Below are 26,066 nucleotides of genomic sequence, written 5' to 3' on the forward strand. Positions count from 1 at the left end.
TTCACCGCGCTGGCGCGCGAAATCGGTGGTAACACCAGTGCTTAGTCAACGGGAGTATTTCTAATGCGTTTATTCCGCTTACTGGGGAAGCCAACGGCTGCCCTTGCTCGTTTTGTTGTGGTAGCGGCTCTGCTTGGATCATTTATTGGATCGGACACGGCACTTGCCGCCGAACCCTCCGCTGCGGCCAAAGCTGCTTTTGAGCAGGGCGAGAAATTTGCTAAAGAGAAAAGCCTGAAGAAGGCCGCAGCCTCCTATACCAAAGCGGCGAAACAAGGACATAGCGAGGCGCAGTATAAATTAGGTCAGTACTACCGAAGTGGGCGGGGCGGATTGAAAAAGGACGCAACCAAGGCCCTTGGATGGTTCGAAAAAAGTGCCGCCCAAGGATTTGTCCGGGCGATGCTGCAATGTGGCGGCCACTATTATCGGGGCGCTGGAGCCGCCAAGGACTACAAAAAGTCTCTGGGGTACTACAAAAAGGCCGCCAAAAAAGGTGAGAAATATGCAGCTTATATGATTGGCGTGCACTATCAACGAGGCCGGGGAGCTAAGAAGAGCACCAAGCAAGCAATCAAATGGTATACGGATGCGTCCGGTCTTGGTAGCACCCGCGCGCAAAACGCCTTGGGGTCGCTCACTACCGCGGCAAGGGTGTTAAGAAAGACTATAAGCAATCCCTAGACTGGTACCAAAGAGCAGCTAATAAGGGGTCGCGAACCGGCCTCACACGTGTCGGCCTGCACTACCTGCGCGGCCAGGGCGTTAAAAGGGATTACACGGTTGCTATGGGGTGGCTGTTAAAATCCGCCAACAAAGGTGGCCGGCGGGCCATGTACCATGTCGGCACCTTGCACGAGAAAGGTTTAGGCGTGCCGAAAAACCGCCCCGCTGCGGTGAAATGGTATAAAAAATCTGCCAAAGCAGGCTACAAAAGAGCAAAAGCCAGGCTAAAGAAGCTGGGTGGCTGATCCTTTAAGCTACCTGATTACACCAATTGGCCACACGCATGTCCCGATGCCCAGGCCCACTGAAAGTTAAAACCGCCTAAGTGACCGGTGACATCCACCGCCTCGCCAATGAAATAGAGGCCGGGGACAGATTTCACTTCCATGGTTTTCGACGACAGTTCTTTGGTATCAACGCCGCCGACGGTGACCTCTGCCGTGCGCATGCCTTCGGACCCATTTGGTGTTAATCGCCATGCATTAACGTTCTCAGCCAAGCGCCGCAGAGATTTATCCGACATCTCCGCCAATCGCCCCTCGCACGCCGCCCACTGAACGATCCGTTGCGCCAAGCGTTTCGGCAGAGTTTGGGCAAGGACGGTATGCACTTCCTTCTTGGGTTGCTGGGCCTTCGCTTCTTTCAAAGCTTTGAACACGTCAGTGCCCGGCAGCAAATCGATTGTGATGGTATCGCCATCCTGCCAGTAGGACGAAATTTGCAGGATCACGGGACCGCTGAGCCCCCTGTGAGTAAACAGCAGAGCCTCGCTAAAATTAATTTTGCCGAGCTTTACTGTCGCATCCAAGGAAACTCCTGCCAGTCCTTCTAGCTTCGCCAAAGTTTCTGCATCAAACGTCAACGGCACGAGACCGGGGCGTGGATCAATGACATTAAGGCCGAACTGCTTAGCAACAGTATAGCCAAAACCGCTTGATCCCATTTTCGGAATGGAGGGTCCGCCGGTGGCGATGACCAAGGACTCGGATAAGAAAATTCCGCGATCTGTTTCTACTGTAAACTGGTGTTCATCTTTGGATACATGCGCCACATTCGTTGCTGTCTGAATGTGTACCCCCCGCGCTTCCTCCACCAACATATCGATGATCTGCCAGGCATTTTCGTCACAGAACAACTGGCCGTGGTCGCGCGCGTGATAGGCGATGCCGTGCTTTTCCACCAACGCAATAAAATCATGCTGGGTATAGCGTTTTAGGGCTGAGACGCAGAACCGTGGATTGTCCGATAGAAAGTTCGCGGGTGAGGCATGTAGGTTGGTGAAGTTCGCCCGACCGCCGCCTGAAATTCGAATCTTCTGCCCCACCTTCGCTGCCTGGTCGAGCAATAACACTCTGCGTCCGCGCTTGTTCGCTTCCACCGCACACATAAGGCCTGCAGCCCCGGCGCCGATGATGATGAGGTCGTAGTCTTGCATGGGTAGTGGTTCTTATTCTCTTGTATTGTGCCGCTGAGCACCCTTCGAGACGCGCTCAAATGAGCGCTCCTCAGGATGAGGTTATTAGGTAAGATATTGTAATTAACAATAAAATAAATAAAGACCTCATCCTGAGGAGCGTGAGAATCACGCGTCTCGAAGGGTGCTGAGTAAAGCTCAATTAATACACTTCCGGCAATGCCCCCGCCAACCGACCGCCAACGCGAACGGGGCAAACGTCATTACAAAGGCCCGTTTCGTCATCGGTCTCGACATAGACGGCACAAAGAGTTCCCTCACCTTCAGCGGGTTCAAGACGACCTGTCGGAAGCTTTGTCGTGAAACGAGCCAAGGCGCGATCTTTCAGCATACCGATCACCGAATCATAATCGCCGCACATGCCCATGTCGGTTTGGTATCCAGTACCACCCGGCAGAATTTGTGCGTCCGCCGTTGGCACATGGCTATGGCTGCCGACTACGGCAGAGACGCGGCCATCCAAGAAATGCCCCATGGCCATTTTCTCGCTGGTGGCTTCACCGTGGACATCGACAACAATTGCGTCTGCCGTGGAACCTAAGCTGTATTTATTCATCTCTTTCTCAATACAGGCGAACGGGTCGTCTAAGGCTTCCATAAACAATCGGCCCATGGGGTGTAGCACCACGACTTTGCGACCATCTTTTATCTCGAACACACCAACCCCTGATCCAGGAGTATGTTCCGGATAATTGATTGGGCGCAGCAAGCGAGGCTCATCACCGATGTAGTTCATGATCTCGCGCTGGTCCCAGACGTGATTGCCGGTGGTAATGACATCTACGCCCAGATCAAAAAACGCGTCGCACATTTTTTCAGTGATGCCGAAACCATGCGCCGCGTTCTCGCCATTTACGACGACAAAATCCAGACCCAGCTTTTCACGCAGCGTCGGCACATAAGCTTCAACAGCCCGTCGCCCGGACTTGCCCATCACATCGCCGCAAATCAATATCTTCATATTTGGGCTACCCGATCCTTAAAATTTCTTGTTCCGTAATGACGGCATTTAACTTTACATCTGTTGGACCGTGGGGAACATGATCCACCTGTTGCGCTGCGTAGGCAATTCCAACCGCCGTCACGTCTCCTTGGGCACGTAGTTTTTCAAGGGTCCTGTCATAGAACCCACCGCCTTGTCCTAAACGATGGCCTGTTGTGTCGAACGCCAGCAACGGGGTCAACACCAATCGTGGGGTTACAAGCTCTGCGTCTTCCAGGGGCTGGCGGATTCCGAGCGGCCCGGAGCCAAGTTCTTGCCCCGGTTGCCAGCGCCGAAACACCAATCCAGCGTCCCGATCAACCACCACCGGCAGTGCACATATTATCCCTTCCGAACATAGGCGGTTGAGGACGGGCTCAATCGATATTTCCGAGCCTACAGCCCAGTATCCCGCGACAACGCCACTGTGACCGCTCTCTATAAACTCATAGATGTGCGCAGATACCCTCTCAGCCTCATCGGAAATTTCCGCATGAGCAATCTTGCGCCGAGCACGCAATTCAACGCGGAGCAGCTTCTTTTCCTGATCGAGATTGGGCATGAAGACACAATACGTTTCATGAAGGAAATTTAGTAGGACGGAGCCGCAGCGGGCGTTGACTGTGTGTATCCTCTGTGGCCTGCAGTTGCAGGTGGGCGCCATATACCGAGCCCAGGAGCCCGGCAGGGACAGCTCCCTAGAGAAAATTATGGCCCCAGGGATGTAAAAGTCTGACGCACCTTGCAGCGTCCGTCCTAAGAACCAATTTAGGGCCGTTCCATGCTTTCGGCAATGGCTTCGATGCGTTGCGCCAACATTTCCATGCTGCCGCCCAGGGTTTCTTCGGCCTGAAGACGCGCTGAGGCACCTTGATCCTGGTTGCGCAGAGAGTCTATTTCAGCATAAACATCTGACAATTCATCGGCGATCAACAAACAGACCATAACCAGCAATCGCTCATTACCAGCCTGACCAATCGATGCCACCAATTCACCAACCCGCTTGTCGACATAGGATGCGAGGCGCGACAAATGCGCTTCTTGCCCATCGTCGCAGGCGATTGAAAAGTCGTGACCATTAATGGTGACGCTAACATGTGCCATGGAGTCAGCTTTCCAAAATAAGTTTAAGTCGACCGATGGTCGAATCCAGTCGCCCGGAAACGGTCTCGTTCATCGCTTTAAGACTCTCGTTCTCAGCTTTCGCCGATTCGAGTTCTTCTACTAATTGAGTCGAGTCACCACCAGACGAAGGCCCCTTGTTTGCGTGCACGGCCTCAAGCCTTGCGACAGCGTTATCCAACTGTTGCTGCGCCCGTTCCAACCGAGGGGATTTTCTAACGTTCATAATAACTTGGAGGAGCCCTACGTGCTCCTTACCCCCGCATATAAAAAGAATTCTAATAATTGCTTGCGCAGCATAGGGGCTGGGGACGGACGGCGTCAAGAAGCACACCCGCGCCAGGGCCCTTGCTTGGACACTTTACAGTCTGGGCCAGGACACTTTACAGTTTGGGATGGTATGATAAAAACGCCTTCAGATTTTTACGAAACTCACAGAATAAAATTGAACGGAGATAGCAATGGCTGTTCGCGTTGGTATTAATGGCTTTGGCCGGATTGGTCGCCTCGCGTTGCGCGCTCTGATCGAATCAGGTCGCACGGATGTAGAAGTGGTGGGGATCAACGATCTCGGATCGGTCGAGATGAATGCTCACCTGTTAAAGTATGATTCGGTGCACGGCACCTTGAACACAGACGTTAAAATTGACGGCGATACCATTGATGTCGGCACGGGTCCCATCAAGGTGACCCAAGAGCGTGATCCGACCAAACTGCCTTGGGGCGAGCTTGGTGTTGATATCGCTTATGAATGCACGGGAATTTTTGCTTCCCGTGACAAAGCCGCTACTCACCTGGAGGCTGGAGCCAAGAAGGTTTTGATCTCCGCCCCTGCTGGCGACGCGGACAAGATGGTTGTTTATGGCGTCAACCATGACCAACTAACCGCCGAACACACGGTTGTCTCCAACGCATCCTGCACCACCAACTGCTTGGCCCCGGTGGCTGACGTGCTGCATAAGGCCGTCGGCATCGAAAAAGGCTTCATGACAACGATCCACTCGTTCACGGGTGATCAGCGCACGGTTGATACTCTGCACAGCGATCCGCGTCGGGCGCGCGCTGCTTCAGTCTCCATGATCCCGACCTCAACAGGTGCGGCAAAGGCCGTTGGTGTGGTGCTTCCGGAACTCCTGGGCAAGATTGATGGAACGTCAATCCGCGTACCGACACCGAACGTTTCTGTAATCGACCTGACCTTCACGGCGTCGCGCGACACCACGGCCGAAGAGATAAATGCGGCGATGAAGGAAGCATCCGACGGCCGTCTGAAGGGTGTTTTGGAATATGTAACCGAAGCTTTGGTCTCGGTCGACTTCAACCACAACCCGCACAGTTCCAGCTTTGATTCGACCCAAACACAGGTCATCGAAGGTAACTTCGTCCGGGTATTGTCGTGGTACGACAACGAATGGGGATTCTCCAACCGCTTGTCCGATACCGCAGTTGTGATGGCCGGCTTATAATAAAAGCCAACCTTGCAAAATAATATGAGAGACGGGGTCCTTCGGGGCTCCGTTTTTCTTTTGTCAGGCCTTACTCTGTGCCAACTTTAGAGCATGACAAACAAAGCCATTATCGTGCATTCATTGGAACATGCGAAAACCGCGATGGCGGCTGCGGACGAGCTTGGGCTTGGGGTGACGTTACGGAGTGCCGCTGATGCTGCAGCGTTCATGGGGGCCAAGGTGTTTCGAGAAATTACGGATCAAGCCATGGCCGCCTATCCAAATGCTTCCGCCAAGGCTGTTCTAGACTGTGGCGCAGATGCGGGGCGGGCAATGAACGCACTGCGGAATGGCGTTAAAACAATTCGGCTGCAAGCATCCGACGACGTTATGAGAAAAATTGCGGATATCGCAGCTCAGCTAAATGCCGGCCTGGACAACGGCGCGGAAAAGGCGCTGGATTTGGCCACGGCAAATGACCCTGACGCTGCCTGCCGAAATTGGCTTAGAGAGACCTAAATAATATGACCTGCCGACTCTATCTCATTACACCGCCGACATTGGATGCGGCTAAGTTCCGTGACCCCTTGGCCCGTGCCCTTGATGGCGGAGATGTCGCCTGTTTGCAGCTTCGCTTGAAGGATGCGGACGATGATGCGATCCGCGCTGCCGCCGATATTCTTCAGCCCGTGACCCAGGAACACGACGTCGCCTTCATTATTAATGACCGGCCTGATTTAGCCCGGGACGTAAGCGCCGATGGCGTCCACGTGGGACAACAGGATGCCTCCTATGATGAGGCGCGGACAATGCTTGCGGATGGTGCGATTGTTGGGGTCACCTGCCACAATTCCCGCCACCTTGCGATGGAAGCCGCTGACAAGGGTGCCGACTACGTTGCCTTTGGCGCCTTCTTTCCAACCACCACCAAAGAAGCCAAACACCACGCCGACATTGAGACACTCACCGCCTGGACGGACGCAACCACCGTGCCCTCAGTTGCGATCGGTGGCATCACAGTCGAAAACGCGCCGCCATTGGTGCGTGCCGGGGCTGATTTTTTGGCGGTCGTGTCGGCGGTCTGGAACCATCCCGACGGCCCCGGTGCTGCCGTGAAGGCGTTTAACGACATGATCGCCGTTGCCAGCAGTGAAGCAAGCTGATAGGTTCCGCGCCGCAACAGAACACCACGTTCTATACCTTCGGTTTAAGGCTAATTCTTCGGCTTAAAACATCGGCCAAAGTACGGATAAGATCATGAAAATTAATGGAAATGCAGTTCGCCCCGGCATGGTGATCGAACACCAGGGAAAGCTCTGGCGTGCGGTTAAAATTCAACACACTCAACCCGGCAAGGGCGGCGCCTATTTACAGGTCGAACTCAAAGACCTGCGCAGCGGATCAAAACTTAACGAACGTTTCCGCGCGGCAGAAACGGTGGAGCGCGCCCGACTGGACCAAAAAGAATACCAGTTCCTGTTCTCTGATGATGGCAAGCATACGTTCATGGATAATGACACCTATGATCAGATTGTCTTGGACAGCGGCACGGTATCTGAAGAACAAGCGATCTATCTTCAAGACGGCATGCAAGTCATGCTTGAATCCTACGAAGATAGCCCCATCGGCATCCAATTGCCCGACCACGTCACCTTGGAAGTTACCGAGGCCGATGCGGTGGTTAAGGGACAGACTGCTTCGTCCAGCTACAAACCCGCCACCTTGGAAAATGGCATCCGCACCTCAGTTCCGCCGCACATCGAAACCGGCACCCGTATTGTCGTCGCAACTGAAGACGGCACCTACGTGGAACGGGCTAAGGACTGATAATTTTTCATGGCCCATCCCCGCTCTCCCCTCTTAAATGTGATGACCGCTGCTGCCCAAAAGGCTGGGCGGAAGCTTATCCGTGACTTTGGTGAGGTCGAACATCTCCAGGTTTCTCAAAAAGGACCGGCTGATTTTGTCAGCAACGCCGACCACAAGGCCGAAAAAATTCTGCGCGAAGAACTCCAAAAAGCGCGCCCTCGGTTCGGCTTCCTGTTGGAAGAAGGCGGAGAGATCAAAGGCGAAGACATCTCTAATCGCTGGATTGTTGATCCATTGGACGGCACCACTAATTTCCTCCATGGCATTCCACATTTTTCGATCTCTATCGCGTTGGAGCGCGACGGTATTCCCTATGCAGGTGTCGTGTATGAGCCCATTCACGATGAAATGTACTGGGCAGAAAAAGGTTCAGGCGCATTTTTGAATGGTCGTCGCCTTCGGGTGTCCGGCCGCAAGGAAATGAATGAGTCGCTATTTTCAACCGGCATCCCGTTTTTGGGGGCCAAGGATCATCCGCAGTTTCTTAAAGAATTAGAGGCTGTGATGGCGGTTTCAGCGGGGGTTCGGCGGTTTGGCTCTGCAGCGCTGGATCTGGCTTACGTCGCCGCCGGTCGTTACGACGGATTTTGGGAAACTGGGCTCAACGCCTGGGATATTGCGGCAGGCATCGTTCTTGTCCGCGAAGCTGGGGGATTGGTCTACGAAATCGATGGCGGCACGAAAATGCTCGACAGCGGCAATATTTTAGCGACCAACAGTCCGTTGCAAACGCCGCTCGGAAAAATTCTCCGTAGTGCTAACAAAACTTCAAAATAGCCTGCCGCTACAATCTCCAACTCAAATAATTACTGCTTGCAAACCAGTTGTGCGCGGCGCGTCGCTTGTTTATGTTGACATAAGATAAAAATAAATTGGCAGGGGGTGCCGTAATGTTGCTCGGGATAGGGCGCGAAACTGGCACGAATATCAGGGAGTTAGCTAGCCAATGACGAACCGCCGACGTATCCGTTGTTGCGTTGTATCCATTGTGGCAATTGCCGTGATCTTGGGTATAGGAGCCCTTCAACCAGCACATGCTCAGTCTGGCGTCATTGGGCCTATCGATCCTAATGTCTCTATCGATATGAGCGTCTTGGAAGACGGTGGAGTTGGCGCTGTAACGCGGCCCCAAAGTGGTCTTTCCTTTTCAACAGATGTCTATGGCGGTCCGGTTGATACCATTGGCACGATCATGCCGAGCAGACGCGCCCCGGTCTCGCGCCTCCTTATTCGTCCGGACGGCTCAACCCCGTCGCGTATGGCACGCGGCGCGGCTCCTAAATTAAGGCGGCCTAAGGTTAAATTCCCTAAGATGGTGCGAAAAGCAAAGCCACGGAAAGCGCCCCGAATTTCAGCCCCAGCTAAATCCAAGCCCGTTATCAAAGCGCCTGCAGTAGTTGCGGTTGCGCCGCCACCACCGCCGCCTCCGGCACCAAAGCCGAAACCTGCACCTAAGCCAGCAAAAGTAGTCGCGGCACCCGTTGCCGCACCACCACCGCCACCTGCGGTCGAAACAAAACCGGTCGAAGCGGCTCCCCCACCACCACCGCCGCCGCCAGCACCTACGCCAGTTAAAAAGGTTGAGGCCAAACCGGCACCGAAACCCAAGCAGACGGCGTCTCTTCCTCCTAAAGGCGGGGACATCAAAGCTGGCAAAGCGATCCGCGTGGTCTTTAATCCTGGGGCGAGCAAGCTTCCCAACGATGCCAAAGACGGCTTACGGGCTATTGCCGGCAAGCTTAAGGGAGCGGCAACGCTCAGACTGCAATTGCTGGCCTATGCTGGCGGTGGCTCCATATCATCGAGCAAAGCCCGGCGGGTTTCGTTGTCCCGAGCGCTTTCGGTTCGCTCGTTTCTGATCGAAAGCGGCGTCCGCAGTACGCGAATTGACGTCCGCGCCCTCGGCAACAAATCAACCGAAAAACCCATTAACCGGGTCGATGTTAATGTTGTGGAACGCTAGGGGAGTGGGCCAAACAATCGGCCGCCTGACACATTGTGACATCCGGCTAAAGACAATCTGAAAGGTCTTCCGGCATGTCCCGGCCTCGCCGCTACCTGTTCCGCATGATTCTATTCCTGGCAACGGTGCTGGGCGTTTGTGGCATGCTGTTCCAGCCGTTGCGCGATGCCTTTCTCTCCAATGGTCCGCTTAATGGATTGATCCTCGGTGTCTTGATCCTGGGCATCATCTATAATTTCCGCCAAGTTCTGATGTTAGGGCCAGAGGTTGCGTGGATCGAAGGGTTCCGGCAAACCGACCGCACGGTGTTATCGCAAAAGGTAGAGCCACGTCTGTTGGCCCCGATGGCGACCATGATGGGGGAGCATTCAGACCGGATTAGCCTCTCAACGCTTTCGATGCGGTCTCTGTTGGATGGGATTTACTCACGGCTGGACGAGTCCAAGGATATTTCCCGCTACACCATCGGCCTGCTTATTTTCTTAGGTTTGCTCGGAACATTTTGGGGATTGCTGGGCACGGTGTCTTCCATCGGCAACGTTATATCCAGCCTGTCTGTTGCTGACGGTGATGCCTCGAAGGTCTTTGGTGCCTTAAAAAGCGGCCTGCAGGCGCCCTTGGATGGGATGGGAACCGCCTTTAGCTCATCCCTCTTCGGACTTGCGGGTTCATTGGTACTCGGTTTTCTGGATCTTCAAGCAGGGCAAGCTCAGAACCGGTTTTACAATGACCTGGAAGAATGGCTTTCCAGCCTAACCCGTCTCAGCACCGGTGCCTTATCCGGCGATGGCGACCATTCGGTACCGGCTTATGTGCAGGCCTTGCTGGAACAAACGGCAGAAAGCCTGGATAACTTGCAACGCACGCTAACCCGCGGTGAAGAGAGCCGAACCCTCAGCAACGTGCAACTTGTGGAACTCAGCGAAAAACTGGGCACCCTGACCGACCATATGCGTACCGAACAGGCGCTGATGAAAAGTCTGGCCGAAAGCCAGGTTGAGATGAGGTCGGTATTCACGAAATTTGGCGAGGGTGATAGCGTCGGTGGTCTCGACGAAGCCAGCCGCATTCACATCCGTAATTTAGACCTTTATCTGGCGCGCTTGCTTGAAGAGATGCATTCGGGACGCGAAGAACTAAATCAGTTGGTCCGGCGCGAGGTCCGGCTTTTGGCCCGCACCATCGCGGCCAAATCCGAGGACCCGGATTCGTAACCGGGGATTGAGCATATGCCCACTCTCGCCCGACGCGCCCAACGCAGCACCAACACCTGGCCCGGTTTCGTTGACGCCTTGGCAACGCTGTTGATGGTGATCATTTTTCTGCTGATGATTTTTGTGTTGGCGCAATTTTTCTTGAATGAGGCGATTACAGGCAAGGATTCAGCCCTGGATAAGCTCCGCGGCCAGGTCGGAGAACTTGCAGAGCTTTTAGCTCTAGAACGCAAATCCAACACAGACCTTCGCTCCAACGTGGCACAACTTTCGACAGAGCTTCAATCTTCGGTCAATGCGCGGGATGAAATGAGTGCCGCCATTCAGGCCCTGACGGTCCGGGCCGAAGGTGCTGAAACCAGTGTTAAAGACCTTAAAGAAAAGTCCGCTGAATTGTCTGCAAAATTGGAAAATGCTTTCAAAAGCATAGAGGTGGACAAGGAGAAGATAAAAGTCCAACTGAGTGAACTGGCCCAGCTCACCCAGAGTGTCGCAGCTCTTCAGGCCTTGAAAGAATCTCTGGAAAAAGAAAACAAGGGCCTGTTGGGCAATGTCGAAGACACCGAAACAGCGCTGCTGAAAGAACAAGAGCTCTCTAAAAGTGCGCGCGCCCAGATCGCACTCCTGACCCAACAAACAGCCGCCCTTCGTGTTCAGATCGCTAAAATTTCCGGCCTGTTAGATGCGGCAGAGAAAACCGCGAAGGAGAAAAACATTCAAATCGTCTCCTTGGGCAAGCGCCTGAATGCGGCCCTAGCGACAAAAGTGCAGGAGCTATCGCAGTATCGGTCGGAATTCTTTGGCAAACTGCGTAATCTACTGGGCAAACAGAAGGACATTCGCGTCGTCGGGGACCGTTTCGTCTTTCAATCGGAAGTCCTGTTTGGCAGCGGGTCTGCCAAAATTGGCGGAGCCGGAGAGACCCAGCTAACCCAATTGGCAACGACGCTACGGGATATTTCAAAAAAAATTCCGGCTAAAATTAATTGGGTGCTTCGGGTCGATGGTCACACAGACCGCATTCCCATCCGCACACCAAAATATTCGTCGAATTGGGAACTGTCTTCGGCACGGGCAATTTCCGTGGTTAAATTTCTGACGGCCCAGGGAATTCCGGCTGAACGCTTGGCTGCCACGGGGTTCGGTGAGCATCAGCCCCTGGATGCCCGCGAAGACGAAATAGCCTTCAGACGCAATCGGCGTATTGAACTTAAGCTGACTCAGCGTTAAGTAAGCTCTGCATGCTTCCTCTTTTCCTCATCGTATTTATCGACTTAATGGGCTTCGGTATCATCATTCCGTTGCTGCCGTTCTATGCCGAGCACTTCCATGCCGATCCGTTCACGGTAGGCTTGGTGATGGCGACCTATTCGCTAACCCAGTTGATTGCTGCCCCTGTGTGGGGCCGCATGAGCGATAGAATTGGGCGTAGGCCTGTGCTGCTTATTACTTTGGCTGGGACAGCGGCAAGCTATATCTGGCTGGGGTTCGTTGATAGCCTAGCCGCCTTATTCGCGGCTCGCGCGATTGGCGGGGCCATGGCAGGCAATATCTCCGCCGCCTTCGCTTACATGGCTGACATCACGACAAGGGAAGATCGTGCTAAGGGAATGGGGCTGATTGGGGCGGCGTTCGGGCTTGGATTTATTGTCGGCCCTGCGATTGGTGGCCTTCTTGCAGGTGCTGATCCAGCAACCGCTGACTATAGCCTGCCGGCCTTTGCCGCCGCTGGCTTATCGTTGGTGGCCCTGGTGCTAGCGGTTGCCATTCTAAAAGAGTCTCTATCGGAAGAAATTCGTGCCCGCATTGCCGCCCGCCCGCCTGAGCAACGTTTTCAAAGAATGGTGCAGGCGTTCAAGACTCCCAAACTCGGATTTTTGATCATGGTGTCATTTCTGGCGACATTTGTCTTCGCGGGCATGGAGGCAACATTCGCGATGTGGTCGGAACGGACCTATGCCTGGGGCCCTCAGCAAAATGGGTTTTTATTCGCCGGGGTAGGCATTGTTAGCGCGGCCATTCAAGGCGGGCTGATTGGTCGCCTGGCCAATCGGTTTGGGGAGGCCAAGCTTATTATTCAAGGATCGGTCGCCCTGGCAATTGGTATGGTGCTCATTCCGTTTTCTGAAAACTTATGGATATTGGCATTGGCAATGGCCGTTCTTGCTTACGGGTTCAGCACTCTATCACCATCGCTCAACAGCTTAATCTCCCTGCAAGTGGATGATGAGAACCAAGGTGCAATCATGGGCGTCACCCGTTCTGCGACAACCTTTGCTCGGATTGTCGGCCCTGCCTGGGCTGGGCTTTTATTCGCACAATTGGGCAAGGACTGGCCTTATTTTGTGGGTGGCGGAATGATGCTGTTGGTCGCAGCGCTCAGTATTTTCGCACTCCTAAAAAAGCCTTCGAACGAGAGTTAAAGGAAGCCCCTTGTATCCCCGGACGCGGGCGCGTATATAGGGCGCCTTCAGAAGCGGAGCAGAGCAATGAAAAAAGATATTCACCCTGATTACCACACCGTCACCATCGAAATGACGGACGGAACGACCTATGAAACTCGGTCGACCATGGGTAAGGAAGGCGATTCGTTAAAGCTGGACATTGACCCCCTCACCCATCCTGCATGGACGGGCGTGCATCGATTGCTCGATAGTGGCGGTCAGCTGGCCAAATTTAACAAGAAATTCAAAGGGTTCGGCCTTAAAGAGTAAGATAATTTCGATTAAATTAAAAAAAAGGGTGCCTTTTTGTTAGGGTGCCCTTTTTTTATCTGTAATTAACCTAGTCTAAAACTTTTAAAAATAACGTGATCCCGCTTTGCAGTGGATAAAATTTCTCTTAAACTCTAAAAAAGAATATACGGGTATGTAGGCGAATAATAAGGGCCGGTCGAGTACTTGGCTTCGGTTTTGTTTGCCTGCCCTGAATTTGCGAAGGAACCGGGTTAAGATGGCGGGTCGACGCGAAGTATCGTTCGAAGTTCATGTCATGCAGGGTGATTCGTGGCACATCCAGGCCCGTTACCCTGCGGCAAAGGGCAAGATTGCGATCGAGGAAGCAAAATCCTTTGGCCAACATGGCTACAAAGGAGCCAGGGTCATACGCGAGTCTTATGATCCCGATTCCGGGCGCAGCGAAGAAATTGTCGTTTTCCAGCATTCGCCTGAATCAGCAGATAAACAGAGAGATGCAAACGCGCTTAGATCCGGTATTGGGCCTGGCGCGGTCGGTGGGGGCGGAGGAACCGGCCTACACGGTGGTGGGGATCGATCTCAGAATGTAGCGGTCAACTATGCAGCCGCCCCCGAATTAAATAAGGGCTCTTTCGTAGCCTCCTTTGTTAAATTTTTACTCGCCACTCTATTTTGTCTGGGAGCCGCTGCTGCGTTGACCTTTATGATCAGCGTATTGCTTGACGGCTCATCGATGGGGCGTAATGCGAAGACCAATTTATTATCGGGAATATTCGTCGGTACGTTCTTAATCTTAGCCGTTATTATGGCCTACGCGTCCCTAAAAAATAAAAGAAGTTCCCCCGCGCCCCGTGCCCAGGCTCGCCCCCAGCGATCTAAAAAGAAAAAGCTGGATGCGTCCAAATACTTGGAAGACGCAGGGGACGCCCTTGCTGAAAAGAAAAAGAAAAAGAAAAAGAAGAAAAAAGAAAAAGAAGAAGAACCCGAAGAAGAGCTTTCTCTGGATGAGGAACCGGACGAAGAAGAAATTGAAGAAGAAGCCGAAGAAGAGTCTGATGAGACAGAATCTACAGGCCTGTCGCCGCATGGTGAAAAGCAGAAAGTCTACCTTATGCAATACTTGGGGCAGGCATTGGCCCAGGTTCAAGCCAGCGAAGTCACTATGGATGCCTTTAATAAGTTCGGCATCAACCTCTTCTTGGCAGGTGCGTGCGAAATACTGAATGAAAAACGTAACGTCGATCCGCGTGATTCGGCTGAAATTCTATCGGAAGCTGTCACCGTTCTTGGCTTTAAGAAAGAAGAAGCAACAAGCTTCTCAGAAAAGTACCAGGAATACCTTCTAGCTGACGCCCGTTATATGCAGATATTCCAAGCTGGCCGAAACGCCATGAACACTTACTTCACCGAAGAGGCATCAGGCGTTAAACAAATGACGGTGGCGATGGAAGAATGGAACAAGCCGAAACAGAAAGAAGAAAACGCGGGGCCTGTAACCGTCATGTTTACCGATATTGTTGGCTCCACGGCGATGACACAAGATTTAGGTGACGCGGTCGCGCAACAGATCGTCCGAGCGCACAATAGGATTATCCGCGAAGCGCTGACCAAATTTGCCGGCAAGGAAATCAAGCACACGGGTGATGGCATCATGGCCTCGTTCCCCATTACCTCGCAAGGAGTCGAAGCCTCTATGGATATGCAGCGTCATGTGATGGCCCATAACGAGGCCAATCCGGACTTACCACTGCATATTAAGATTGGCCTCAACGCAGGCGAGCCAATCGCTGAAGATAACGATCTATTCGGCACCACGGTGCAAATGGCCGCGCGTATTGTCGATAAAGCCCAATCTGAACAGATATTCGTTTCGGAAATCGTGCAAGGTATTTGCTCAGGCAAAGAGATTAAGTTCGAAAGTCGGGGCGGTTTCCCGATGAAGGGCTTTGAAAACGACCCCACCCTCTACGAGGTTATCTGGAACGAATAATTCGTTTTTTCATACCGCTAGAGGTTATTTTTCATTTATAGTAATTTTAACGAAGCTGTAAGACGCCTTAGATTAAAAAAGGTGCCTACGGATTGGTGTTGTGCGTATTGTCAATGGTTTGGCATTGTACACTTAATTGTACCGGTTGGGTCCGGTCTACGGGGGAAAGATGGCCGGCACGAACGACGTTTCGTTTGAAGTCCACGTCCAAAAGAACGGGCGGTGGGAGATTCACGCCCAATACCCCAGCAACAAACAAACAGCCGCCGTTACAGATGCCAAGGCCCTTGATCGACTGAGCACGGTGCAGGCGGTTAAAGTTATTAAAGATGCATTTGACCGTCAGGCCGGCGCGAGCAAAGAAACTATTGTATTCGCCAGTGAAAGTCTCGGCATTACAATTCAAAAAGATCCGCCCAAAAAGGCAGCGCCAAAAGCATCGGAACCACAGAAGAAAGCATCTTCTGCACCTAATATAAAAATTTCGAAACAGTCCAAAGGAAGCCGACGTCGCTCAATAGAATATGATGACGCTCCGGCTCAAGGAACCAGTGCCATTGGGCTTGTCATAAAACTCCTTTGGGTGCTTCTGTTTAGCACTATCATAGCTCTAGCATTGGCCAGTTTATCTGGGGTATGGCTTAAAGACTCCGGCTTCAGCAACGCGTCACAGTCCAATATTTGGTTCGCCATCTTTATCATTACGTTTTTAGTTAGCGCCTCATATATGGCGATGAGATTTATACCCAAATCTGCTTTCGCCTCTTCCCCAGTTCAGGGCAGCAGAAACTCCAAGCAATCATCCTCCGGCAAAAGAACCAACACTGACGTGGATGATTTCGACGATGAGGGGCCTGGCATGGATGCGGACCCTATCGCGGAACAGGAAGCCGTAGAAGACGGGCTCAACCTACAAGACGCGCTCTCTATTTCACTGGAAGACCACCGAGACTACCTCATGGAATTTCTCGATAAGTCCTTGGTCAAGCGCAAACGCAAACTGAAAAAAATGGATAACTTCAACCGATTTGGCGTGAATTTGTATCTCGCTGGTGCCTCTGAAGCCATGGGGCAGTTGCGCCAACTAGGTCCCGACGCCGTGATCGCTATTTTGGCCGAAAGCGCCCAGGCCATTGGCTTTGTTAAGGCCGATGCGGATTCTTTTGCCCAACGATTTAACGAATATCTAATGGCTGATTCGCGCTATATGCAAATGTTCCAAGCGGGCCGTAATGCCATGAACACCTATTATAGCGACCAGTCTGTTGCCCCGCGGTTCCTGACCCTTGCCTTTGAAGAATGGAACAAGCCGAAGCAAAAAGACGAGCGTCAAGGCACAGTATCCGTTCTATTTACCGATATTGCAGGCTCAACAGCGATGACCCAGGACCTAGGTGATGCAGGCGCGCAGGAAGTCGTCCGCGCACACAACCGCATCGTACGTGAAGCCTTGAGCAAATTCGAAGGCAATGAAATTAAACATACCGGCGATGGCATCATGGCCAGCTTCAATAATGCCTCTCAATCGGTGGAGGCGGCCTCGCAGATGCAGGTCGACACAATCGCCTACACTGAGGCTAATCCAGAACTGCCGCTTCATCTCAAGATCGGCATTAACGCGGGTGAGCCAATCGCGGAAGACAATGACCTTTTCGGTACCACAGTCCAGTTGTCCGCCCGAATTACCGATAAGGCGCAAGGTGATCAAATTTTCGTTTCCGATACGGTCTACGGAATTTGTCAGGGCAAAGGCATGCAATTCGTCCAGACAAAAAAATTCGATATGAAGGGATTTGACGGCGGGTTAAGTCTTTGGGAAGTCGTCTGGCGTGAAGAAGTCCTCGAAAGAGCTTTGGAGGATGCGACAGAAGACCTCGAAGAGGAAGCTCCTGGAGAAGATGAAGACGCCATAGACGCTGAGGGTGAAGACGAAGAGGCCGATGATGAGGTCTACTCCGAAGATGAAATCCCGGCATCTGAGGCCGAAGAAGCTGAGCCTGATGCGGAAGCCACTGATGTGGAAGCTGCCGAAGGTGACGCGGAAGCTGAAGCGGAAACAAATGCTGAAGATGGCGAAACGCCTGCGGCAGAAGGGAATGAAGCGGAAGCCGCTGTCGCAGCAGAAACCCCACCCGCTGCTGAAGCTGTTGCCGAAGCCGTTCCTGCTGAGCCAGCCCCTGTAGCGGAAGCACCTGCGGCTCAGCCCGCACCAGCAGCACAGCCGCAACCTGATCCGGCTGCAGAAAAACCCTCATCCTAAATTTGGACAAAAAAAAGCCACCTGAGTTTCATGATGAATTTCATGATGAATTTCAGGCGGCTTAGAAGTCGTTAGGGAGGCTTCAATTTGAAAACAATCCCTTTAGGTTCCGCGGAGATCGTATCTTCACCCGCTTAAAAAGAGATTAACCAAAAAGAACTATTTTTTGAAAAACGACTCAGCTCCGTCGCGCGCAGATTCCTTGAATGAAATAGCCGACCGAACCCGGGCAATCTCTTCCTCCAATTCGGCAATGTAATTATTGAGTGCCTCAACCGACATAATTTCCAGGTTTTTTATTTCCTTCGGCTTTTTTCTTGGCTCCAGATCATCAATATCCAATTTTCCCTCCCAATTTTACGCACACGCCGTTTGACCAACCCATTCATAAAACAGTATATAACTCGATAACAGTTTCATTGGCTTCTCTAAAGCCGAAAAAGTTTTATCTAGGATAAGGTTAATACCCATGGCGCAACCATTAATGCCCAAGGCGACTGCTGTTTGGCTAGTCGAAAATACGGTTCTTACTTTTGATCAGATCGCGACGTTCTGCGGAATGCATCATTTGGAAGTCCAGGCCATTGCCGATGACGAGGTCGCCATTGGCATGCAAGGCATGGACCCTATAGCCAACGGTGAGCTTACGCAGGAAGAAATCGACCGCTGCGCCGCAGATTCATCACAGCACCTCGTCCAAGCCGAACGCAAAATCGTTATTCCTATCCACAAAAAGAAGGGCGCACGCTATACGCCTGTTTCCAAGCGCCAAGACCGGCCTGATGCGATTTCCTGGTTGTTAAAAAATTACCCTGAACTCAGTGACGCGCAAATTTCCAGGCTGATTGGAACCACCAAGCCGACAATTAATGCCATCCGCGACAAAACCCATTGGAACTCGACCAACATCAAACAACAAAACCCTGTGAGTTTAGGACTTTGTACAGGCGTGGACCTCGAAAAAATCGTCGCCATCGCCAGAGCACGGGCAGGCACGGTCCATTCAAAAACCGCTGAACCTGAAGCCGCTCCGCAAGCTGAGGCCACACCGCAAGCTGAAGGCAGCAAAAACGAATAGCTGGCCGACGTTATTGGTCGCCGTATCGAGCATATCTATTAAAATTTAAAAAAAGAACCGCTTCGCCAACATAGATTAAAATGAGGCGACCGGGTCGATCAGAAGGGACTTCGGACTGTTCGCTTGGTTAGGTCAACCTTGCGATCTCGTCCTTAATTTGAAGCTTTCTCTTTTTTAGATTGTGGACTTCAATATCGTCCGGTTGTCGTTGACCCGCTTCTTCAAGTGCGGATTCGAGTGCGTGGTGTTGAATTTTTAATTCTTCGATTCGTGCATCAAGATCCATTTTTTGGTCTCTCCCACTAAGTTAACTAAACTCCATACTTTTCTTATTCGAACAATTGTACCCCATTTTTGAAAAAAATTCTACAATTCTGAGGCTCCTTAGATGGCGTGTAGAGGGCAATCACCTCGTCCAAAAATCATGATTATAATGAAGGCTTTACTCAGATTTAACTTTTTTAATCTGATCCCACCAACGTGAAATCAAAAAAATAATTTCTGCTAATCGCAATATTTTTTTGCCGAATCGGTTCGATTCTCCGGCGTACCTGCTATAATGGGTCGTACTATTATATGTGCTGGGGCGGGACGGAATGGACGACCAAGAAGAACTTCAGAAACAACTTCAAGAACTCATAGTCGAGCATCGTGACCTCGACGACGTCATCCAACATCTTTTCGAACATAAACCTGCAAATCAACTCCAGGTCCAACGTCTGAAAAAACGCAAACTTGTCTTAAAAGACCAGATTAATAATATAGAGAATCAGCTACTGCCCGATATTATCGCCTAAATCCTCGCCGTCTTTATCTTCATCTTCGTCTTTCGGCGTAAGCGCGGCAATTTCACTCATCAACAAAACATCAGCAGACGTAATATCCTCAGCCACAGCCTGAATGTCTTCCGTGCCAACGTCTTCGTCTGCCCGTCCTGCGCTTATCTCGGAAGGGATCACAGACTCAAGTGCAGGCCGTCCCTCCCGATCAATCAGAACCCGGTCTGCCGCTTCGATAATTTCTTCTGGTGTCGGCGCCGACCGGAAGATGTGAATGCCTGTCCAAATTTCTACATCTAGCGACGACACACCCCAGCGAACACGTCGCGATTCCAAGGCAGATGCCAATTCATTGGCTTTGTCTTTTACCGACGCCGCATCCGTAACCGTCAGGACCACGCCGAAGTCTTCACCGCCAAGGCTGCCAAGAACATCACTATCGCGCAGTTCGTTTTGCAGGACTTCTGCGACATGAACCAAAGCGTGCTCCGCCGCTTGGCGACCGTGGTTCCGTCGAATTTCACCCAAGTTCCGCACGTGTAGATAAACAAATCCGTTGGTTAAACCCGCCCGTTCCGAATGTGCCATGATTCTAGAGAGGTGACGTAGCAGTCCGCGTCGGCTGAGCGTCGGCAAGTATTCGTGCTTATCCGCCTGCTCTTCCAGATAAAGCGCGTGATCGTGGGTGTGTTCCAACTCGTCTCGTTGGCGGTTAAACTCGGCAACTAAATTGGTGAGAGCGGTATAGACCTTCGGGGTTAATTCCTCGACCGGAAAATCCATAATAAAGGCGAGATCGCCGGTGGCTTGGACTTCGTCCTCAGCCTTATCTTCTGCATCGTGACCTGTTTTTTTACGATGAGAATCTTTGCTCCGCTTGTCGGTTGCCGACGCGGGCGTAATTTTTTGTAAATTAGTGACGTCAACCATTGGTTTAGTCCCCCCTATCATAAATAGGTGTGACACGTGACGGCCTCCCAAATTCCCTAGTTAGGAGCGGGGTCCGACGTGATGCTTGTGCATCACGAGGACCTCGCAACGCGGCCAGGGGGTTCGGGAGGCCGCCGAAGCGGTCGTTTTTCAGGCTCCCTCGGGGCGTCTGTAACGCTTGACGATACGAAAGTATCGCCTGCACATCACATCCTACCGAGGGAACCTGAAAAACGATCACGTGTTACACCTATTTGTGATAGGGGGGACTAATCCTCCAGGAGCCCCAAAAAGTATCTACGTCGAAGGTGCATTATATCACACATTTCGCCCTCCTTCGCTTGCGATGCATCCCCCGATATCTATAATTGCCGCCTTCATGGTTAAAAAAACGTTTGCAAGGAACATTTCATGACGAAGACCCCAGCACTTGTCGGCATTATAATGGGCAGCCAATCGGATTGGCCGACGATGAAACACACCGCTGATACCCTAGAAGGCCTCGGGATCGGTAACGAGGCCAAGGTCATTTCGGCCCACCGGACACCAGACCGATTGGTAGAGTATTTGGCGACGGCACAATCGCGTGGCCTAAAAATAATTATCGCCGGCGCCGGCATGGCTGCTGCCCTGCCAGGGGCCGCAGCGGCGATGACACCGCTGCCGGTCCTAGGCGTGCCGATGGAAGGCAAAGTCGCCGGTGGCCTGGATGCGATCCTGTCTATGGTGCAGATGCCTGCTGGCGTCCCCGTGGGATCGCTGGGCCTCGGTCGCCATGGCGCAACGAACGCGGCCCTGCTCGCCGCCTCAATCCTGGCGTTAAGCGATGAGACGATTGCAGCGGCCTATAACAAGTTCCGCGAAGATCAAACCGCTGCCGTCCCGGAAAACCCAGAATAAGGCACCAAGTTCTATATCTTGATCAATCTTTAACCATTTACCCTATATATTGCACATAAGAGGTTTCGACATCTTTCGTGGAGGGTTTTCATGGGCGTTACGATTAAGGATTTGGTGACATCAACGGTTCGCGTTCTGGGCAAGCCGGAATACGCCGAATGCGGCATGCCTGCGGATAGCCTTATGGGCGAGGTTGAAATCGAACTCCAAAGCCAGGTTACCGGATTTGAGAACTGGAAAACGGCAGATGATACCGGTCTCGGTCCCACCGTGCGCCGCCTGGTCTGCAGAGAAGCTATGGAAACTTTAGGCCTCGCCACGACCGTCAAAGATTCCGGCCACACCTGCTACCGCCTGACCGAAAATGGCCAGCGTTATTTTCAGGATATGACCCAGCTTTAAGGCTTCTAGCACTGAAATTTTGGCCAAAAATACTCCAAAAACTTGTCTTGATCTACGTCAAGGCGGCTCAGTTCCCCACCACATACTCTCTCTCCATAATTTCAACAATAATACTGGAGAGACATCATGACTGGAGGCGAACAGGCTTTTTTGGGCTTAGCAATTGGAGCGGCCGTTGTTTTCATAGTCGTCATTGCCTACGTGACAAATTTAACCAGTAAATAATATCAATATTTAGCGAGCCGGTATTCTAATGGAATTTTTCGGCGTCCGGATTTTTCCTTTCGTCGTGCTTCTATGCGCCTTGTTCCCTTATATCGAGCAAGTCTATAACCACAGAAACCGCGAAGAGTGACAGATGAAATTTATTCAGCTCCTATTCCTAATCGTTTCTATTACCCTGACTTCGGCAATGGCGCGCGCCGATGATTCCTGCCCCCCTCTGCCTCAGATATCCATGTGGTCTAACGTCACCCACGCCAGCATGACCGAGTACATTAAAAATAAGCATGGCGGTGACTGGGAATCTTATATCGACAAATGGAAAAATCAGCTTGATTTGCTGATGGATGTTTACGCGCGTAATTCGGAGGTTGTCATCCGCTCGAAGAATCTGCGCCTTAAAGGAGAGACGTTGGCTGAGTATATCAACAATGTCCGTAAGCGCCTTGCCGTCACACGCTGCCTCGCAAAGTCGACCCCAGCTAAGACACAAACTGCGGACACGTCCAAAGGCCGCGCGTTGTCAAAGTCGGCTGGGTGCGGTGCATGTCATGGTGAGGAAGGAATCGGCAACCAGCCCACGATACCCAATCTGGCTGGACAGCAAGCACGCTACCTCAGCCTACAATTGCGGCGCCTTCGCATCGGAAAAGGTCGTCCGCTTAGCGGTGATATCCCGAATGCAATGCGCTTTCATAAGGATTTGGAAGCCGTTATTGCGCAGTTAAAAAACCAAGACATCGAAATTTTAGCCGACTACTTTGCCTCGCTGTCCTGCAAATCATCAGGTCAGCCCCCCATAGCGAGCACCCTCCCGCAGACAAAGGGATGCGCTCTATGCCATGGCATCAAAGGCCGCGGCCGCAACCTGAGCATCCCTAACCTTGCGGGACAGCCGTGGAAATACCTTGCGAAACAACTCCATGTTTTTAAGGCAACTGCCAATAATGAGCATGTTTTAGACGACGTTAATTCTCGCTTTCACCCGATCATGTCCGATGAGGCCCGAAAATTAACCAACGGCGAGATCAAAGAGCTCTCGATGTATTATTCTGGTTTGAAGTGCGAGTAAATTAAACCCGCGCGCAGGCTGCACGTACCAATTTAAAGGGGGACGGCAGCTTGGAGACTGCTTCTTGCAGCTTGGCTTTGTACATTGGAATTTTTAAGACGTCCGCAATCCGTCGATCCAAAAACCCCCAGGTGTTTTCGAAGTTTTCTGAGTCGTCATTCAGCCAATACAACAACGTCGTCGTATAAACCGGCGTCAGCAGGCCACGCTTGGTGTAGTAATTGAAATCCGCAGACGTATCGCCCGCCGCATACCACATCACGCTGCAGGTCCGCCACGCACAGCGGGTCGCAAGAGGAGCATTGCTTGGAATTGCCAAGAACGAAACCAACCGTCGAACAGCCTCCCGATAAGGCGTGAACAACTGAAGCCGCACCTTCACACAGGTCGCGATGCGTTCTCGAATTTTCATTTTATCGATCTTGTGATGGGTGAGTTCGGTGAGCATTTGCTGGTCCATGTAACTGGCAAAATGCTCGGCCACATCACGAAGGCCACCTGGAAATGCTCGTAATGCCATATCAGGAGAATAGCCCGCATCCGCAACACCCGCCGCAAGGCTACGCCGGGACCAGCCGTCAAAGGTCACGTGCGACAACATTGCTACCAAAATTTTATCGCGTGCTTCGTCGTGACTCATTGCTCTTCTCCCTCTTCTTCCCCATCCTCAGGTTCCTCTCCACGGGCCGGAGCACCCTTCTCCCGCATTTCCTCCGTAAACCCGAAATAGGCCATGTTGGACATGCGCATGGGATAAAGGACTCCGTCCAGATGATCACATTCATGCTGGAGAACGCGGGCATGGAAGCCGTGAGCCTCGCGCTCGAACTCTTCACCCTCGGGCGTCAAGCCAGTATAGCGGATATGGGTGTATCTGGGAACCGCTCCCGTCAGACCAGGGAGTGACAGACAACTTTCCCAGCCCACTTCGACTTCATCATCGCCATTTTCAACTATCGGCTCAATGACTGGATTAATGAGAACTGTTAGGTCCTTGGCATCTTCCTCATCGGCATGACCGGGCTCATAATAGATCACAACCCGATGGCCTTCGTGCACCTGAGGGGCCGCCAAACCGATCCCCCCGACATCGTCGAGAGTTTCGTTCATATCGTTGATGAGCCGCTGAATTTCGGGTGCAGTGGGGTCATCAACCGCTTCAGCCTTTTGCTGAAGGACCGGATGCCCCATACGAGCGATTTTTAAAATCGCCATATTAATTGCCCCTCAGTCACCGGGCGGGCCTATTGAGCCCTGGGCTTTCGCCAAACGCTTGGCGACCCGCGGTCGCGGGCTTCTCGTGATTTAACAAACGCGTTTGTTTAAACACTCGCGGGAGAAACCTTTTCATGGATTTTAACTTACCCCAATGACTGGACAACACCTTCTGTCGTCTTCTTGGCATCACCAAAGACCATCATGGTGTTATCAGCGAAGAACAATTCGTTGTCGACGCCTGAATAGCCTGTAGCCATGGAGCGTTTGAGGAACAGCACAGTGCCAGCTTTCTCGACATCCAAGATCGGCATCCCGTAGATTGCGCTGGTTGGGTCGGTCTTGGCTGCCGGGTTGGTGACGTCGTTGGCACCGATGATGAACGCGACTTCGGCGCTGGAGAATTCATGGTTGATTTCTTCCAGCTCAAAGACCTCGTCATAGGGTACATTGGCTTCGGCCAGTAACACGTTCATATGGCCAGGCATGCGGCCTGCGACGGGGTGAATGGCGTAGGATATGCTCACACCTTCCGCCTTCAACATGTCACACATTTCACGCAGTGCATGCTGAGCTTGGGCCACAGCCATACCGTAGCCCGGAACAATGATCACCTTGGAAGCGTTCTTCATAATGAAAGCTGCGTCTTCCGGGCTGCCTGATTTGACCGACCTGTCGCCACCTCCACCAGCTGCAGCGGCCCCCGCATCATCCGTGCCAAACCCGCCGAGCATCACATTAAAAATCGACCGGTTCATGCCTTTGCACATGATGTAACTGAGGATCGCACCGGAGGAGCCAACCAACGCGCCGGTAACAATCAACGACACATTCGAAAGGGTGAAGCCAATTCCACACGCAGCCCAACCTGAATAAGAATTCAGCATGGAAACCACCACCGGCATGTCAGCACCGCCGATGGGAATGATGATCATAAAGCCAATGACAAAGGCTAAGATTGCGACCGTCCAAAATCCGCCCGGCGACTCTGCCGCTGCCAGCGAAATGATGGCGATAACCAAAGCAATTCCCAAAGCCGCGTTAAGCTTATGTTGTCCGGCAAACACGATGGGCGCGCCGCTCATGACGCCCTGCAGTTTGGCAAACGCGATGATCGATCCTGAGAACGTAATCGCACCAATGGCTGTGCCAAGACTCATCTCGATTAAGCTGGCGGTACCAATTTCACCGACCTTGCCGAGGCCAAAGGCTTCTGGATTAGAAAACGCCGCAGCAGCAACAAACACCGCCGCCAGGCCGACCAAGCTATGGAAGGCCGCGACCAGTTCAGGCAATGATGTCATCTTAATTTTTAGCGCCACCACGGTGCCTATGGAGCCGCCAATCAAAACGCCCAGGATGATCATGCTGAAGCTAACAACGCCGGGGTCCATCAACGTGGTCAGAACGGCAATGACCATGCCGGTGATACCCAGAAAATTACCTTTGCGTGAACTTTCAGGGTTGCTCAGGCCGCGCAGTGCCAGAATGAAACAGACCGATGCGATCAGATAGGCGAAGCCGGTTGTCGTCGAAGTCATTTTACCGTTCCCCTATTTCTTTTTCTTGAACATGGCCAACACCCGATTGGTGACGATGAAGCCACCGAAGATGTTAACTGATGCAAGGGTCACGGCCATAAAGCCCATGACTTTTGAAAAACCCATATCCATAGGTCCCGCAGCCAGCAATCCGCCGACGATGATCACCGATGAAATGGCATT

General features: G+C 52.2%; 31 protein-coding genes and 1 other RNA gene. 19 read left to right on the top strand and 13 right to left on the bottom strand.

The window, feature by feature from the left end:
• Nucleotides 1-63 precede the first annotated feature (63 nt).
• Together HOM51_02465 and HOM51_02470 are read left to right on the top strand one after the other, a co-directional pair.
• Nucleotides 64-684 (top strand): sel1 repeat family protein, encoded by a 621-nt coding sequence (locus tag HOM51_02465; protein ID MBT5033362.1) that lies wholly within the window; start codon nucleotides 64-66, stop codon nucleotides 682-684.
• A 104-nt stretch (nucleotides 685-788) separates the two neighbouring features.
• Entirely contained in the window at nucleotides 789-971 is a 183-nt protein-coding gene (locus tag HOM51_02470) for a sel1 repeat family protein (GenBank protein MBT5033363.1), read from the top strand.
• A 17-nt stretch (nucleotides 972-988) separates the two neighbouring features.
• On the opposite strand, the gene HOM51_02475 is transcribed toward HOM51_02470, so the two are convergent.
• The 6 genes from HOM51_02475 to HOM51_02500 all read right to left on the bottom strand — a co-directional run bounded on the left by HOM51_02475 (nucleotide 989) and on the right by HOM51_02500 (nucleotide 4,530).
• On the bottom strand, nucleotides 989-2,161 hold the full coding sequence (locus HOM51_02475; protein ID MBT5033364.1) for an NAD(P)/FAD-dependent oxidoreductase: 1,173 nt from the start codon (nucleotides 2,159-2,161) through the stop codon (nucleotides 989-991).
• Nucleotides 2,162-2,342: 181 nt separating this feature from the next.
• Complete coding sequence (locus HOM51_02480) at nucleotides 2,343-3,161, bottom strand: YmdB family metallophosphoesterase (GenBank protein ID MBT5033365.1); 819 nt, start codon at nucleotides 3,159-3,161, stop codon at nucleotides 2,343-2,345.
• A gap of 7 nt (nucleotides 3,162-3,168) precedes the next feature.
• Nucleotides 3,169-3,744: a 5-formyltetrahydrofolate cyclo-ligase gene (locus HOM51_02485; GenBank protein ID MBT5033366.1), complete on the bottom strand. Its 576-nt coding sequence runs from the start codon at nucleotides 3,742-3,744 to the stop codon at nucleotides 3,169-3,171.
• Between the two features lie 37 nt (nucleotides 3,745-3,781).
• Nucleotides 3,782-3,936: non-coding RNA, 6S RNA (ssrS, locus tag HOM51_02490), on the bottom strand.
• A gap of 14 nt (nucleotides 3,937-3,950) precedes the next feature.
• A complete protein-coding gene (locus HOM51_02495; protein ID MBT5033367.1) occupies nucleotides 3,951-4,286 on the bottom strand; it encodes a cell division protein ZapA in 336 nt (111 codons plus the stop codon).
• A gap of 4 nt (nucleotides 4,287-4,290) precedes the next feature.
• On the bottom strand, nucleotides 4,291-4,530 hold the full coding sequence (locus HOM51_02500) for a hypothetical protein (GenBank protein ID MBT5033368.1): 240 nt from the start codon (nucleotides 4,528-4,530) through the stop codon (nucleotides 4,291-4,293).
• Nucleotides 4,531-4,765: 235 nt separating this feature from the next.
• Between HOM51_02500 and gap the strand changes: the two genes are divergently transcribed.
• The 12 genes from gap (at nucleotide 4,766) to HOM51_02560 (ending at nucleotide 17,744) form a co-directional block, all read left to right on the top strand.
• Nucleotides 4,766-5,770, top strand: a complete 1,005-nt coding sequence (gene gap / locus HOM51_02505) for a type I glyceraldehyde-3-phosphate dehydrogenase (GenBank protein ID MBT5033369.1) — start codon at nucleotides 4,766-4,768, stop codon at nucleotides 5,768-5,770.
• 93 nt (nucleotides 5,771-5,863) lie between these two features.
• Nucleotides 5,864-6,271 (top strand): hypothetical protein, encoded by a 408-nt coding sequence (locus HOM51_02510; GenBank protein ID MBT5033370.1) that lies wholly within the window; start codon nucleotides 5,864-5,866, stop codon nucleotides 6,269-6,271.
• Nucleotides 6,272-6,276: 5 nt separating this feature from the next.
• A complete protein-coding gene (locus HOM51_02515) occupies nucleotides 6,277-6,915 on the top strand; it encodes a thiamine phosphate synthase (GenBank protein MBT5033371.1) in 639 nt (212 codons plus the stop codon).
• A 94-nt stretch (nucleotides 6,916-7,009) separates the two neighbouring features.
• Nucleotides 7,010-7,579, top strand: a complete 570-nt coding sequence (gene efp, locus HOM51_02520; protein ID MBT5033372.1) for an elongation factor P — start codon at nucleotides 7,010-7,012, stop codon at nucleotides 7,577-7,579.
• Nucleotides 7,580-7,588: 9 nt separating this feature from the next.
• Nucleotides 7,589-8,398, top strand: a complete 810-nt coding sequence (locus HOM51_02525; GenBank protein ID MBT5033373.1) for an inositol monophosphatase — start codon at nucleotides 7,589-7,591, stop codon at nucleotides 8,396-8,398.
• A gap of 169 nt (nucleotides 8,399-8,567) precedes the next feature.
• Nucleotides 8,568-9,584, top strand: a complete 1,017-nt coding sequence (locus tag HOM51_02530; protein MBT5033374.1) for an OmpA family protein — start codon at nucleotides 8,568-8,570, stop codon at nucleotides 9,582-9,584.
• A gap of 74 nt (nucleotides 9,585-9,658) precedes the next feature.
• Nucleotides 9,659-10,798 carry a flagellar motor protein MotA gene (locus HOM51_02535; protein MBT5033375.1) on the top strand — a complete coding sequence of 380 codons (1,140 nt, stop codon included), beginning with the start codon at nucleotides 9,659-9,661 and terminating at the stop codon, nucleotides 10,796-10,798.
• A 15-nt stretch (nucleotides 10,799-10,813) separates the two neighbouring features.
• The gene (locus HOM51_02540) at nucleotides 10,814-12,028 is read left to right on the top strand and encodes a peptidoglycan -binding protein (protein ID MBT5033376.1); all 1,215 of its coding nucleotides are present in this window, start codon (nucleotides 10,814-10,816) and stop codon (nucleotides 12,026-12,028) included.
• Between the two features lie 11 nt (nucleotides 12,029-12,039).
• A complete protein-coding gene (locus HOM51_02545) occupies nucleotides 12,040-13,221 on the top strand; it encodes an MFS transporter (protein ID MBT5033377.1) in 1,182 nt (393 codons plus the stop codon).
• 66 nt (nucleotides 13,222-13,287) lie between these two features.
• A complete protein-coding gene (gene rpmE / locus HOM51_02550) occupies nucleotides 13,288-13,512 on the top strand; it encodes a 50S ribosomal protein L31 (protein ID MBT5033378.1) in 225 nt (74 codons plus the stop codon).
• Nucleotides 13,513-13,750: 238 nt separating this feature from the next.
• Nucleotides 13,751-15,484: a hypothetical protein gene (locus HOM51_02555; protein ID MBT5033379.1), complete on the top strand. Its 1,734-nt coding sequence runs from the start codon at nucleotides 13,751-13,753 to the stop codon at nucleotides 15,482-15,484.
• Between the two features lie 169 nt (nucleotides 15,485-15,653).
• Nucleotides 15,654-17,744, top strand: a complete 2,091-nt coding sequence (locus tag HOM51_02560) for an adenylate/guanylate cyclase domain-containing protein (protein MBT5033380.1) — start codon at nucleotides 15,654-15,656, stop codon at nucleotides 17,742-17,744.
• 159 nt (nucleotides 17,745-17,903) lie between these two features.
• Here HOM51_02560 and HOM51_02565 read toward each other — a convergent pair whose 3' ends face one another.
• A complete protein-coding gene (locus tag HOM51_02565) occupies nucleotides 17,904-18,086 on the bottom strand; it encodes a DUF1192 domain-containing protein (GenBank protein MBT5033381.1) in 183 nt (60 codons plus the stop codon).
• Between the two features lie 127 nt (nucleotides 18,087-18,213).
• Here HOM51_02565 and HOM51_02570 point away from each other — a divergent pair, with 127 nt between their 5' ends.
• Complete coding sequence (locus HOM51_02570) at nucleotides 18,214-18,822, top strand: DUF1013 domain-containing protein (GenBank protein ID MBT5033382.1); 609 nt, start codon at nucleotides 18,214-18,216, stop codon at nucleotides 18,820-18,822.
• Between the two features lie 127 nt (nucleotides 18,823-18,949).
• Here the strand turns inward: HOM51_02570 and HOM51_02575 are convergent, their stop codons facing one another.
• Entirely contained in the window at nucleotides 18,950-19,108 is a 159-nt protein-coding gene (locus HOM51_02575; protein MBT5033383.1) for a YdcH family protein, read from the bottom strand.
• A gap of 310 nt (nucleotides 19,109-19,418) precedes the next feature.
• Here HOM51_02575 and HOM51_02580 point away from each other — a divergent pair, with 310 nt between their 5' ends.
• Nucleotides 19,419-19,619, top strand: a complete 201-nt coding sequence (locus tag HOM51_02580; GenBank protein ID MBT5033384.1) for a DUF465 domain-containing protein — start codon at nucleotides 19,419-19,421, stop codon at nucleotides 19,617-19,619.
• Here the strand turns inward: HOM51_02580 and HOM51_02585 are convergent.
• On the bottom strand, nucleotides 19,596-20,531 hold the full coding sequence (locus HOM51_02585) for a diguanylate cyclase (GenBank protein MBT5033385.1): 936 nt from the start codon (nucleotides 20,529-20,531) through the stop codon (nucleotides 19,596-19,598). The genes HOM51_02580 and HOM51_02585 overlap by 24 nt on opposite strands.
• A gap of 411 nt (nucleotides 20,532-20,942) precedes the next feature.
• Here HOM51_02585 and purE point away from each other — a divergent pair, with 411 nt between their 5' ends.
• From purE to HOM51_02600, 3 genes are all read left to right on the top strand, one after another.
• Nucleotides 20,943-21,431, top strand: a complete 489-nt coding sequence (gene purE, locus HOM51_02590; GenBank protein MBT5033386.1) for a 5-(carboxyamino)imidazole ribonucleotide mutase — start codon at nucleotides 20,943-20,945, stop codon at nucleotides 21,429-21,431.
• A 90-nt stretch (nucleotides 21,432-21,521) separates the two neighbouring features.
• The gene (locus tag HOM51_02595; protein ID MBT5033387.1) at nucleotides 21,522-21,833 is read left to right on the top strand and encodes a hypothetical protein; all 312 of its coding nucleotides are present in this window, start codon (nucleotides 21,522-21,524) and stop codon (nucleotides 21,831-21,833) included.
• A gap of 358 nt (nucleotides 21,834-22,191) precedes the next feature.
• Entirely contained in the window at nucleotides 22,192-23,127 is a 936-nt protein-coding gene (locus tag HOM51_02600; protein MBT5033388.1) for a c-type cytochrome, read from the top strand.
• 1 nt (nucleotide 23,128) lies between these two features.
• Here HOM51_02600 and HOM51_02605 read toward each other — a convergent pair whose 3' ends face one another.
• The 4 genes from HOM51_02605 to HOM51_02620 form a co-directional block, all read right to left on the bottom strand.
• The gene (locus HOM51_02605; GenBank protein ID MBT5033389.1) at nucleotides 23,129-23,767 is read right to left on the bottom strand and encodes a COQ9 family protein; all 639 of its coding nucleotides are present in this window, start codon (nucleotides 23,765-23,767) and stop codon (nucleotides 23,129-23,131) included.
• Entirely contained in the window at nucleotides 23,764-24,342 is a 579-nt protein-coding gene (def, locus tag HOM51_02610; GenBank protein MBT5033390.1) for a peptide deformylase, read from the bottom strand. Before def ends, HOM51_02605 begins: the two co-directional genes overlap by 4 nt.
• Nucleotides 24,343-24,488: 146 nt before the next feature.
• Complete coding sequence (locus HOM51_02615) at nucleotides 24,489-25,883, bottom strand: NAD(P)(+) transhydrogenase (Re/Si-specific) subunit beta (protein MBT5033391.1); 1,395 nt, start codon at nucleotides 25,881-25,883, stop codon at nucleotides 24,489-24,491.
• A 12-nt stretch (nucleotides 25,884-25,895) separates the two neighbouring features.
• Nucleotides 25,896-26,066: NAD(P) transhydrogenase subunit alpha (locus tag HOM51_02620; GenBank protein ID MBT5033392.1), on the bottom strand; the 171-nt coding region annotated here is incomplete at its 5' end.

It is taken from the genome of Rhodospirillaceae bacterium (genome assembly GCA_018660465.1).
Lineage (GTDB): Bacteria > Pseudomonadota > Alphaproteobacteria > Rhodospirillales > JABJKH01 > JABJKH01.